This is a genomic window from Pelatocladus sp. (assembly GCF_059505505.1).
Window position 1 is genome coordinate 1 of record NZ_JCACKS010000075.1, and the last position, 11,130, is coordinate 11,130.

Sequence of the window (11,130 nt, forward strand, 5' to 3'; positions counted from 1 at the left end):
AACTTCTATTGACGTTCTTTTACCACAAAATATACTATTTTGGAGATGTTTACTACCATAATTCTTCTCTCAATGGAATGATCCTTACAGTCCTACCTGGGGAGTTACGCCGATACTAATTTATCTGGCTATTTTTCTTCGTGTCTATGTGCCTTGGTGGTGAAAAAATCCTTTATCAAACCACAAAGACGTTAAGATACCTTTGTATCTTAATGCCGCTAGCCACCACTCTCAGCAATCAATTCTCCCAGCACTTTGCCTAAATACTCATATTCTTCAATTGTGTTGTAAATCTGCGCGGAAATCCTCACTAGTAACTTCGGTGTCTCTTGCCAAGGAACCACTTGCACTTGAATTTCAAACCGATCAAATAACTCATCACGTATAGATAAAAAATTGCGGTTTGACAAAACAATAGGTATGGGTATAATAGCCATTGAGCCGATCATTTCTTCCGGACAAGGTGGCAAAACTTGGAGTGTTTCACAAAGTAGCTGTCTGGCTTGCAATGCTAATTGATGATTGCGCTGTCTCAATTCATCCCAACCACCAGGTAACAGGGAACCCAAAAATGCGATCGCTTCTGGTACGCACATATACGCTGTGGGATCATCTGTTCCCATCCAATCAAATTCCAATTGAAAGCGACTTTTATCAGTGCGTGGCGAGTTCGCACCGTGGCTAATTGTCAAAGGACGAATTTGTGGTTGTTTATCTCGTTGCACATACAAAAAAGCTGCTCCCTTGGGCGCACACAGCCATTTATGGCAATTTCCCGTGTAATAGGTCGCGCCAATTTCTCGCAAATTTAGGGATAACATACCCGGTGCATGAGCGCCATCTACAAGTGTGTCCACACCCCTTGCTTGCAATTGCTGCACCAACTGCTGTAGGGGAAAGATTAATGCTGTTTGACTGGTGACATGATCTAGTAATGCTAATCTTGTTTGAGGTGAAACTTGCTCTATGACTGCTTCTACAACTTGCTGAGGCGAATCTAGGGGAAAAGGAATCTGAGCAATTACTATCTGCGCCCCTGTGCGGCTGGCGATAAAATCAAGTGCATTACGACAGGCGTTGTACTCGTGGTTAGTTGTGAGTATTTCGTCTCCGGGATGAAAAATTAGGGAACGCAACACTGCATTGACGCCAGTAGTTGCATTGGGGACAAATACCAAATCTTCGACATCAGCACCCACAAACGCCGCTAGTTTGTTTTTAGCTGCATCTAGAAGTAGTTCCCATTCCCTGGTGAAAAATCGTAGTGGTTCTTGTTCGAGCTGCGATCGCAACTGTTGCTGAAATGATAAGACTGTGATCGGGCAAGCACCGAATGATCCGTGATTGAGAAAAGTTACCTTTGGATCAAGCGACCATAAATTCTTAAAAGATGAAGATTGAAGGTTGAGGCATGAAACGCTTTCTTTATCCTTCATCCTTCACCTTTTATCCTTTTTAAACTCCCCAGGCAGGATTCGAACCTGCGACCAATCGGTTAACAGCCGACCGCTCTACCACTGAGCTACTGAGGAACGTCACGATTAATAATAGTAATACCAAGTTCTAGGAATTGGCAAGTACTTTAGGAAAATTTTTTGAAAAAATTTTGTGTGTGTGTTGATTAGCAATCCGAATCCACTCAAACCCTTTGACTCGCTTTTCCGACAGAGTTGAGGATTATCCTATGTTCCGCGTCAAGGACAAGCTTGTCAATAACTCAGGGCTAAAGCCGCTGAGCTTGTAAGAGAAATCAAACAAGCTGTATTGACCAGTCTAAGTACCTCGCGTACTACGTTTTTTGAGTCACGACACCGAGGACAATGCGTACGCCCCCGGCGTTGCCGAAGGCTAGCTAGTTCCCTGCCCTGTCATTTGCAATTAAACAGTTTTAAAGTCACTGAAACAGTGTTGCAAGTCTAAAAAGCTCTTAAAACATTGACAAAGCTAACATTACGACGTTCCACTACAGATAGAACACATTCACCCTAGAGCCAAAGGAGGTAGCAATTCGATTACAAATCTCACATTAAGTTGCGAAAAATGCAACACAAAGAAAGGGATTAAGGATATTAAAGAGTTTCTCAAAAAAGACCCTTCAAAGTTGGGAATAATTTTGAAGCAAGCTAAAAAACCATTGGCAGATGCAGCCGCAGTAAACACTACCAGATTTGCATTGTTGAACGCATTGAAAGAAACTGGCTTACCTATAGAAACAGGTTCAGGAGGATTAACAAAGTTCAACCGTAGCCAAAAAATTTAGAAAAATCTCACTGGTTAGATGCTGCTTGTGTAGGGCAATCAACACCAATTCTCAACATCAAAGGAATTAAACCATTATTAATCACTGCTAATGGTCACGGCTCTAGACAATCTTGTAGAACTGACAAGTTTGGTTTTCCTTCTAGATACGTTCCAAGATTCAAATTTGTTAAAGGATTTCAGACTGGTGATATCGTCAAAGCTGTTGTCGGTAAAGGCAAAAAGATAGGTGAATATGTTGGGCGAGTTGCTGTTAGGACTACTGGTAGTTTCAACATCTCTACCAATAATGGATTAGTTCAAGGAATTAGTTACAAATACTGTTCAGCAATCCACAAAAAAGATGGTTATGGTTACGCAAATTAAAAAGACCACGGTGGTTAAAACCACTCGTGTCGCTTCCCTCTCAGGTCTGTAGCTTGCTTCCCGCAGGGTAGACGCGCTTGTTTCCCGCATCCCGTGAGGTTTTTATGAACAATTGATTTCTGGTTTGCAGGAAATATATCAAGCCTTTTGTGATCAACGTGGTTTTGTTCACATGGTTTATCGAACTAGCGTCCAGCTGGCTGAACCTGCTTAAGTTTAGTAGAGTAAGCATTTATACCCACCCTACAATTAACTAGCGGTCTACAGAACCCATAATTACGTCGATACTACCCAGAATTACCACAATATCTGCTACCTTCACACCCCGCAGTAAATGAGGGAGAATTTGTAGGTTGTTATAATCTGCTGGGCGAATCTTCCACCGCCAAGGAAAGACGTTATCATCGCCAATCAAATAAATTCCCAATTCACCTTTACCACTTTCGACGCGGCTGTAAATTTCGCCTTTGGGAATCTTAAAAGTAGGAGCAACTTTCTTGGCTATGTATTGATAATCAAAATCATCCCACTCGGATTTTTTACCAGCTTGCATCCGCTTGGCTTCTAGGTTTTCGTATGGGCCGCCTGGAAGTCCTTTCAGAGCTTGGCGAAGAATCTTCACGGATTCACGCATTTCCCGCATCCGTACCAGGTAACGGGCTAAACAATCTCCGGCAGTTTCCCACTGTACTTCCCAGTCGAAGTCGTCGTAACATTCATAGTGGTCTACTTTCCGCAAATCCCACTTGACGCCAGATGCACGTAACATTGGGCCAGAAAGTCCCCAGTTAAGTGCTTCTTCGCGGGTGATAGTACCAACGCCTTCTACACGGCGACGGAAAATAGGGTTGTTAGTAACTAAGCGCTCGTACTCATCTATCTTGGGTATTAAGTAGTCGCAAAAGTCTTCGCACTTGTCTACCCAACTGTAGGGTAAATCAACCGCTACTCCCCCAATACGGAAGTAGTTGTTGTTAACCATGCGATAACCTGTAGCAGCTTCCCACAGGTCGTAAATCATTTCCCGTTCGCGGAACTGGTAGAAAAAGGGAGTTTGAGCGCCCACGTCAGCAAGGAACGGGCCAAACCACAGTAAATGGTTAGCGATGCGGTTTAACTCCAGCATAATGACGCGGATATAGCTGGCGCGTTTGGGGACGGTAATCCCTGCTAATTTTTCGGGGGCGTTGACTGTGACGGCTTCATTAAACATACCCGCCGCATAGTCCCAGCGACTGACGTAGGGGACATATTGGAGATTAGTGCGGTTTTCCGCAATTTTTTCCATCCCCCGGTGTAGATAGCCAATGACCGGCTCACAATCAACAACGTCTTCGCCATCTAGAGTGACAATTAACCGCAGAACTCCATGCATTGAGGGGTGATGAGGCCCCATGTTCAGCACCATTGGTTCAGTGCGGGTTTCTATTCTTGCCATAGATTCAGTGTTCTCCGGTTTGTTAACGATGAAGCCAATAACCCCTACTTGGATATTTATTTGACGTTTTTGATTTCGGGTGGCTTTTTGAAGATATATTTGCTACTAATACACATAAATTCCACAAGTTAAAATTGGAGAATTCATGCGTTTAGCTTGGATTCAACTAATTTAATTATATTGAGATGGGTGTAGACAAGCCGATTGACACTAGCAGAACTATCCATAGGCATTCAAGAAGATTACCATAGGCTATATCGCTGAACTACCCCGACGTTATACTTATTTCTGCGCCAGTCAACATGAATTCTCATTCCACCGAACCGATAGATATTGAAGAACGGACTTTTTCTCATACTCCTGTCTTGCCTCAAGCAGTGATTGAAGGTTTAGCGGTACGCCCTGGTGGGAATTATTTAGATGCAACAGTTGGGGGTGGAGGTCACACTCGTTTAATTTTGGAAGCTGCAACCGATGTGCGAGTCACTGCTGTTGACCAAGATGAGGATGCTTTGGCGGCGGCGCAAAAGGAATTAGCTGAATTTGGAGAACGTGTCACATTTATCCACACCAACTTTGCGGCTTACGAATTTCCACTTAGTAGTTTTGCTGGTATTATCGCTGATTTGGGAGTGAGTTCTTACCATCTGGACACAGCAAACAGGGGTTTTAGCTTTCGCCATGAAGCTAAATTGGATATGCGAATGAATAAACAACAATCTCTAACAGCAGCAGATGTAATTAATGATTGGGATGAAACTGAACTAGCAGATACTTTTTTTAAATATGGGGAAGAAAGACTCTCACGGCGTATTGCTAAACGCATTGTCGAACAGCGTCCGTTTGAGACGACCACACAGCTAGCACAGGCGATCGCCTACAGTGTTCCACCCAAATATCGTTATGGCAGAATTAACCCTGCGACTCGTGTTTTTCAAGCACTGCGAATTGTGGTCAACGATGAGTTAAAATCTTTAGAAACCTTGATCGCCAAAGCACCACAGGCGCTTATACCTGGTGGCAGAATTGCGATTATCAGTTTTCATAGTTTAGAAGACCGTTTGGTTAAACATGGTTTGAGGAACTCACCTTTGTTAAAGGTTTTGACAAAAAAGCCACTTACTGCACAAGAAGATGAAATTGTCAATAATCCTCGTTCTCGTTCTGCGAAATTAAGGATCGCTCAGAGGGTAGGAATCGGGGATTCTCCGTTATGAGACGCACTCACATTCGGGGATATGGGGGACTATGGGGGACAATGGAGACAAAGCGGAGAATAAACACCAATGACCATTAATCAACTATTCCCAAAATAATTTGCTTAGAACTGCGAGTCCATTCCATCTGCGACGCCGACAAGTTGTTCTTCTGGGAGGGTCATCTTCGCTTTCTAGTTTGGGGCTACTGTTGGTGATTGTCAAATTACTTCGATCTTTTACACCTAAATAGAAGCTTTTCGTGAGAAGATTAGTAAGCATAATAGGGAATCTTCTTCATCTACTTCCGAACCGACTCGGATTTCTGATTGAGCAAGCAAACAAGTTATCAACTGTATTTGATATTTTTGCCAATTTCATCAAATATGTATTAATTGATAGTGTTTGCTACTTTTAGTCATAAAGTTGTAGCGGTAATTACTGAAAAAATTAACAGGGGATTTATACCTTAGATGTATGGAAACCAAGCCTTCAAAACAGTAATTTCTTAAAAAGAACAACATCATAGAAGCCTTTATTGGTTCTGATAAGAAAAAACAGCCTGCCTTTTTGGGGTGCAACTAGTGAATCAGAGAATTCAATAATTTCTTGTTGGCATAGCGATGCTTTTATAGGGTATCCCCTAAAAGAGGCTAGTCTTCCATTTCTTCATGTATTCAGTAGATGGACATAATTAAGCATGAAAGATATTCCTAGTTTGTAATAAGCCATTGTTACTAGTTACTAGAAACTTTTGTTTATTTATGTCCATCTACATATTTCTGAACACACCAAAAAAATTTAGGTAAATACTCAGTAATGATGAACAAAAAATGGGCAACCAAGCGAATCACTCTAAACCTAGCTTCAGGTGAAGCCGAGAAGCTTGAACGATATTGCCAACAAACTGGTAGACCAGCAACAGATGTGATTAGGGAACTTATTCGAGGATTACCTATACAATTGCAAACTGACTTAAACTCAATTGAACAGAATTACTCAACTACTATCGGTCAATTGCGAATTTAATTTAAAATTCATAATTCATAATTCATAATTTATAAGTACAAGTTATGAATTATGAATTAATCATCATTTAATAATTGCTATGAACGACTCTTGGTAACTCAACACGAAAAGTTGAACCTTCAGCGAGTTTACTTTCCACAGTAATAGTGCCTTTCATTAAGCTAACTAATTGGTCTACAATTGCTAGTCCCAAACCAGTACCGCCGTGTTTACGTGTCAGACATTGGTTAACTTGCCGAAATTCTTGGAAAATATTTTTTAAATCAGCTTCGCCAATACCTATACCTGTATCTTTTACGATTAACATCACTCTGTCTTGAATTTCTAAGACTTCAACATTTACATTACCTACATCCGTGAATTTAATCGCATTGGAAAGCAAATTAACTAAAATTTGTCGAAAGCGATCGCAATCATTAATAATCTGAGGATTTGTAAGATTAATATAAACATTTATAGTTAAATTTTTCTGCTGGGCTAAACAATATAATTCTTGAACGGTTGTTGTGATCAATTCAGCCAAATTAAATTCTTCTAGATTCAACTCCAGCCGTCCAGCCTCCAGCTTGGAGAAATCTAGTATATCCTCAATCAGCGCCAGTAGGCGTCTGGCACTGGATAAAATACGTTCTACCATGCTTCTTGCCTGTGGCGGAAACTGATTATATGGGTGGCGTAGCAATAGTTGGGAAAAGCCCAAAATCGCATTCATTGGGGTACGCAATTCATGAGACATTACTGCCAAAAACTGTGATTTGAGCCTTGTCGCTTCTTGTAATTGTAAATTTTCATTTTTGATCGCCTGTAACTGTTCTTCTGCTTGCTTACGGATGGTAATATCCCTGATCAACCAACGCCAACCTTGAGAATTACCTTGGCGATCGCAGATTGTAGTTACACTGATGGCGGCGTCAAATTTAGTGTGTTCCCGCGTTTGCAGATGAATTTCCCAATCTTGAATTTGTTTGATCTGCTGCAAACTAATTAGCTGGGAACGAAACACACGACGCTGATTTTCTGGGACGAAATTGATCAGTAATTTACCTTGAATATATTTTTGTGATATTCTAAATAAGCTACTAGCAGTGCGGTTTGCTTCTAAGATTTTGCCTTCAGTATTAGTTACTAGAATAAGCATCTGGGGCGAAATCAAATAGTTCTTTGTAGCGTTGACGTTCCACTTCCAATGCAAAGCGGATATCTATTAATTCCTGATTCTGTTGGCGTATTTCTTCTTCTGCTACTCTGAGTTCTTCTAATGCTGTGTTAAGTTCCTCAAGAGAATCATGCAGAATTTCTGATGACGGTAATGGTGAAGTATTAGCATGATTTTGTAGCGCATCAGCACGTTGACGTACAGCCTTTATTTGTTGGGTCCATTCGGAGGTGTTCACACTGAAACTCCTAGTGATTATGACTGGTTTATTATTTTTTTATTTAAAGTATGTAAAATTATTCAGAGGAATTAGTACTGTAAAAGCTACCGAAAAGACTCTGAGGTATTAAATTTATCTGGTGAAACTGATTTATTAATAGAGTTGGGAGAGAAAGAAGGAAGGAATTTTGGCATATTTAATGATGTTGAATTTTAAAAAAGAATGTTATAATTATTTGGTTGATTTCTTGATGGCATATCTTAACAAGAATTAAATCATAGTTTCTATAATCAATTATTTAACAAAAATGTCACTATATTGAGTTTTGGTTAAGTATGTAAACAAGATTTGGGATTTTTTTAACTTCATGCTTGCAACTTTTTAATTACAAGCCGTAAGCTCTAATTTTTGTCACTTTATTTAACATATTAATTGATTTTTGGGAGGCTATCACCCCTCGGCCGTTATAAGTATGGCAAAATTTGATCTTCCAAAAGTTTAAATATTGATTATAAATTTTAGTTTGGAAATCAATGCAACCTTTACAAACAAGCTCATCTATAAAATAGAATCTGCTGCTTTCAATTGATTAAGAGTGACACATATATAGTTGTTTTTATATCTCCTTAGCGAGTGATAAAAAACAGCGTTTAAGTATGAGATTAAGAATCTACCAATAACCAATGACGACCCTAGCTAGTTAACTTCATTTTGGTGTATCCAGTTCATGATGGCTACTTGTTCGTTTTGTCAATTTCCTCCATTAACAAGATTACTCCTTGAATATCTCGTGTGGTTGAAGCACGTAGAGGTGTACAGGAAATTTTGCACAATATTGCTCTACCACGTCGATTTATGGCTTCAAGTGTCACTTCTGGACATGAAGACTCTCCTAGTAAACAGGTGCGGATAGGTTGACGAAGTTGTTCAACTGGTAAACCAATATCCAGATTTAGAAAGTGTCTACCTTTAACTTCATCAGCACGGACACCCCAAAGGTCTTCAGCGCGATAATTCCAAATTTGGATGTGTAGGTCTTGATTGAGAACGACCACACCACTGTGCAAACCAGTCAAAATCGATTCCAAAAAGGTGTTGATTTGAGCAAGTTCATCACTACGCTGACGCATTTCGTCGTTGAGAGTGTGGAGTTCTTCGTTAGTAGATTGTAATTCCTCGTTCATTGTCTCCAACTCTTCGTTGGTAGATTGGAGTTCTTCGTTGGTGGTTTCGAGTTCTTCGACGGTAGACTGAAGTTCTTCGTTGGTCGTTTCCAATTCTTCGTTAGTAGATTGGAGTTCTTCGTAAGCTGTTTCCAGTTCTTGGTTGGCGTGTACTAGATCGTTTTGTAATTGTTTGAAGCGAGTAACGTCGGTGAAGACGATTTTTACGCCCAAAAATTCATCGCCCTTATTGTCTAGCAGAGGTATGATCTGGACGTCGAAATATCTGGTTTCTTGTTCTGTAATTGACCATTCAATTTCTTTCAAAGTGACAGCACGGTGGCTAGTGCTAACTTTCTGAATCTGCGATCGCAATTCTAATGGTCTATACGAAATTTCTAAATCTTGTAGGGGACGACCTAGATCTCTAGGATTGAGATTACATAAACTACGAGCTTGTTCGTTAGCTAGCACCAAATAATTGTGAATATCCACTATCACCTGAGCAATTGGATCAATCTCGAAGGCTGCTTGATGAATGCGAGTCATCTTGTCAACGTTCTCCGGTGTGGATTGCTGAGTACTCAAATGTGTGATATTCAACAATAGATCGCGGCGGTTTCCGTTTGTTACTTTTGTAAATATACGTCGCCGCAAATCCAAAGGTGTAAAGGAGTGATTACGGGTAAACAACATTTCTGCTTTACCTAAAAACAGAAAACCGTGATTGTGTAGAGCAAAATGAAAGCGATCCAAAATTCTCACTTGAGTTTCAGAATTGAAATACATTAAAGTGTTGCGACACACTAGCATGTCAATTTTGGAGATTGGTGCATCCTGAACTAAATCGTGACGACCAAAAATGACACCGCGACGCAATTCTTTCTGCACGATGTAGCGACCACCTAAACGCTCGAAATACTTTTCTAGTAACTCTGGAGAAATAGGTTGGATTTCCTTGGGGTTGGGGTTATAGTTTGCATGACGAGCGTATTCAAGAGCTTCAGCATCCACATCAGTTGCAAAGACTTTCACTCGTGCTATGTATTGTTCTATACCCACTGCTTCAGCCAGCAACATAGCTAAAGTGTAAGTTTCTTCCCCAGAAGCACATCCCGCACTCCATACTCGAATAGGTTGGCTGGGGTGTTTGTTACTAATGATCCGAGGAATGATTTCACTTGCTATATATTCCCAAGTTTCCGCATCTCGAAAGAAACCCGTGACATTAATTAAGATCGTGTTGAACAACTCAACAAACTCGTCTGGATGTACTTCCAGGTAGTCAAGATATTCGTTGTAATCTTCAACACCAATCATTTGCATACGTCTTTTTATCCGCCTGCTTAAGCTGGTGCGCTTGTAGCCCCTAAAATCAAAACCACGGTTGCGTTTGATGTATTCTAAAAGGTTTTCTAGTTCTGGATTAGTATCCGTGGTACTCATAAGTAATGGGCGCGTTAAAGCATATTAATAAGAACAATATTTTGCAAATTAATTGCTAAATTAAGTAATTTATACAAAAATAAAATATAATTTAAAAGTTTTAAACCTCGTCTAGTTGGAAACCCCTAGTTTTACTCATCAGGATCAAAATGATTTTTCACTTACAAGCGATCGCAAACTCCAATTCTCAAGATAGATGAGGTTTAAATATAAAAAATATTTGGAAAGTTACTTATTAATTAAATAAACTAAAGTATTAGCGATCGCTTCCAAAGGCAAAACAAAATCAACTACTCCAGTTTTTATAGCAGCTTCAGGCATCGCAAAAAAATCAGAAGTCGCTTCATCTTGAGCAATTACTGTACCACCCATCTTTTTTATTGCCTGTACTCCGGTTGCGCCATCACCATCCATCCCAGTCAAGACAACAGCGATCGCCCATTGTTGGAAACTAGCTGCTGCTGACTGAAACAGCACATCGCCTGCGGGGCGGACATGACGAACTTTTTCCGTTTGAGACAAAGACAAAGTTGCGTCGGTATTGATTAACAGGTGATGGTTGGGAGCAGCAATGTAAACCGTGCCTGGTTTTAACTTGTCAGCCGCTTCTGCCTGCTTAACTATTAAAGGAGTACGTTGACTTAATATTTCAGCAAGCATACTCGGATAGTGGGGAGCTAGGTGCTGAACAATGGCGATGGGAGCAGCAAACTCTTGGGGTAAGTTGGATAAAATTGCGCTTAAAGCCTTAAGTCCACCAGCTGATACCACTATTACTACTATGTAGTTATTCGTCATTAATCACTAAACATCTCCAAAATAGTATATTTTGTGGTAAAAGAACGTCAATAGAAGTT

Annotated in this window: 6 protein-coding genes, 1 tRNA gene and 2 pseudogenes; 3 read left to right on the forward strand and 6 right to left on the reverse strand. The window is 40.3% G+C overall.

Annotated elements, in window-relative coordinates:
- Positions 1 to 218: 218 nt before the first annotated feature.
- Complete coding sequence (locus tag AC5JMK_RS07185; RefSeq protein WP_096677840.1) at positions 219 to 1,436, reverse strand: aminotransferase class V-fold PLP-dependent enzyme; 1,218 nt, start codon at positions 1,434 to 1,436, stop codon at positions 219 to 221.
- 24 nt (positions 1,437 to 1,460) lie between these two features.
- Positions 1,461 to 1,532, reverse strand: a tRNA-Asn gene (locus AC5JMK_RS07190).
- Positions 1,533 to 1,954: 422 nt separating this feature from the next.
- On the opposite strand from AC5JMK_RS07190, the pseudogene AC5JMK_RS07195 reads away from it, so the two are divergent.
- Positions 1,955 to 2,625: pseudogene (locus AC5JMK_RS07195) on the forward strand (HNH endonuclease); the annotation flags it as partial.
- Positions 2,626 to 2,878: 253 nt separating this feature from the next.
- Here AC5JMK_RS07195 and AC5JMK_RS07200 read toward each other — a convergent pair.
- Positions 2,879 to 4,063 carry an NAD(P)H-quinone oxidoreductase subunit H gene (locus AC5JMK_RS07200; protein ID WP_495909746.1) on the reverse strand — a complete coding sequence of 395 codons (1,185 nt, stop codon included), beginning with the start codon at positions 4,061 to 4,063 and terminating at the stop codon, positions 2,879 to 2,881.
- A 302-nt stretch (positions 4,064 to 4,365) separates the two neighbouring features.
- Here AC5JMK_RS07200 and rsmH point away from each other — a divergent pair, with 302 nt between their 5' ends.
- Positions 4,366 to 5,280 (forward strand): 16S rRNA (cytosine(1402)-N(4))-methyltransferase RsmH, encoded by a 915-nt coding sequence (gene rsmH, locus AC5JMK_RS07205; RefSeq protein ID WP_495909747.1) that lies wholly within the window; start codon positions 4,366 to 4,368, stop codon positions 5,278 to 5,280.
- Positions 5,281 to 6,078: 798 nt separating this feature from the next.
- Positions 6,079 to 6,288 carry a CopG family transcriptional regulator gene (locus AC5JMK_RS07210; protein WP_495909748.1) on the forward strand — a complete coding sequence of 70 codons (210 nt, stop codon included), beginning with the start codon at positions 6,079 to 6,081 and terminating at the stop codon, positions 6,286 to 6,288.
- 67 nt (positions 6,289 to 6,355) lie between these two features.
- Here the strand turns inward: AC5JMK_RS07210 and AC5JMK_RS07215 are convergent.
- The 3 genes and pseudogenes from AC5JMK_RS07215 to AC5JMK_RS07225 all read right to left on the reverse strand — a co-directional run bounded on the left by AC5JMK_RS07215 (position 6,356) and on the right by AC5JMK_RS07225 (position 11,071).
- Positions 6,356 to 7,682, reverse strand: a pseudogene (locus AC5JMK_RS07215) (PAS domain-containing sensor histidine kinase).
- A 716-nt stretch (positions 7,683 to 8,398) separates the two neighbouring features.
- Complete coding sequence (locus AC5JMK_RS07220) at positions 8,399 to 10,273, reverse strand: CheR family methyltransferase (protein ID WP_495909749.1); 1,875 nt, start codon at positions 10,271 to 10,273, stop codon at positions 8,399 to 8,401.
- A gap of 228 nt (positions 10,274 to 10,501) precedes the next feature.
- The gene (locus tag AC5JMK_RS07225; protein WP_495909750.1) at positions 10,502 to 11,071 is read right to left on the reverse strand and encodes a chemotaxis protein CheB; all 570 of its coding nucleotides are present in this window, start codon (positions 11,069 to 11,071) and stop codon (positions 10,502 to 10,504) included.
- Positions 11,072 to 11,130: the final 59 nt, after the last annotated feature.

Coding starts and splice junctions, on each gene's coding strand:
- AC5JMK_RS07185 (WP_096677840.1), bottom strand. CDS start 1,436: ATGAAGGATAAAGAAAGCGTTTCATGCCTCAACCTTCAATCTTCATCT.
- AC5JMK_RS07200 (WP_495909746.1), bottom strand. CDS start 4,063: ATGGCAAGAATAGAAACCCGCACTGAACCAATGGTGCTGAACATGGGG.
- rsmH (WP_495909747.1), top strand. CDS start 4,366: ATGAATTCTCATTCCACCGAACCGATAGATATTGAAGAACGGACTTTT.
- AC5JMK_RS07210 (WP_495909748.1), top strand. CDS start 6,079: ATGATGAACAAAAAATGGGCAACCAAGCGAATCACTCTAAACCTAGCT.
- AC5JMK_RS07220 (WP_495909749.1), bottom strand. CDS start 10,273: ATGAGTACCACGGATACTAATCCAGAACTAGAAAACCTTTTAGAATAC.
- AC5JMK_RS07225 (WP_495909750.1), bottom strand. CDS start 11,071: ATGACGAATAACTACATAGTAGTAATAGTGGTATCAGCTGGTGGACTT.